At 52.2% G+C, this 1,104-nt stretch carries 1 protein-coding gene; it reads right to left on the bottom strand.

Translation table 11 applies throughout. From position 1 onward, the window contains the following. Positions 1 to 1,056, bottom strand: a 1,056-nt coding sequence (locus JUF10_RS14295; protein ID WP_203643425.1) for an RNase H-like domain-containing protein, incomplete at its 3' end; no start/stop codon positions are given. Positions 1,057 to 1,104: the final 48 nt, after the last annotated feature.

Below are 1,104 nucleotides of genomic sequence, written 5' to 3' on the forward strand. Positions count from 1 at the left end.
CTTACGGGCACAAACCTCGCATCCCTCAACGTATTTTTCCACAAAAGAGCGCAACGTAGGCCACCAGAAATGGGTACTGACCAAGTCGAGTGTCCCGTGTAGTCCGGGGTGTCCTGCAGTTGGATGGTCGTGGCATTGACGGAGTACCTCAGTGCGTAGGTCGTCGTTTGCTGGTACGTATACTCGACCTCGGTAGTAGACCAACCCATTGTCCTCTTCCCATTCGGCTATCCCATTGGCCAAGCGCTGTAGTCCGTGCTCTTTGACTGTTTTGAGACCCTCCAATACCTGTGCCTCCCGTTCTGAGGCTTTCCGGATACGATCCTCTAAGGGGTTCTGTAGGATCGAAGCTGCAATTTTTACGAAGTGGCCAGGTTTAAGGACTGTCTGTTGTCGGTTATCATCGCTGTCCGATACATGATGAACTGCCATGCGGGAGAGAGCATCAGCTTGGGTGTTTACTCTGCCAGGGCGGTGGATCATATGAAAGTCAAACCGTGACAGATAGAGGGCCCATCGGGCTTGTCGGCGGGTGAGGTCTTGTGCAGTGCGCCAGAATTCGAGGTTCGAATGGTCCGTAATGATGTCGAATGGTTGAGGGAGTCCTTCTAGAAAGTTCCTCCAATCCTTCAGTGCTTCAATGATAGCAAGCATTTCTCGATCGTAGATTTCGTAGTTCCGTTCCGCTGGCTGCATGGATGCCGATCTGAAGGCTACCGGATGCCATTGGCCATCGTCTTGCTTCTGCATAAGGGCGCCTCCCGTGGCAAAGCCTGATGCGTCTACCTCGATTCGAGTAGGCCTGTCTGGTGTCCATAGAGCAAGGATCGGTGCGGAGATGAAGGCTTCTCGAAGGGTGTCAAATGCTTTCTGTCGAGTGTCGGTCCAGGTAAAGCTGGTGTCTTTCTTCGTCAGGTCGTTCAGAGGTCGTGCTATTTTGGCAAAATTCCGGATAAAGCGTCGGTAGAAGTTTGCAAATCCCAAGAACCCTCGTAGTTCCCGAAGGTTAGTAGGGACTGGCCAGTCACGAACAGCCGCTACTTTTACCGGATCCATTCTCACCTCCCCTTCTGAGATGATGAGTCCGAGGTATTCAATCTGTTG

Origin of the sequence: Levilactobacillus andaensis (assembly GCF_016861695.1) — a bacterium.
Classification (GTDB): Bacteria; Bacillota; Bacilli; order Lactobacillales; family Lactobacillaceae; genus Levilactobacillus; species Levilactobacillus andaensis.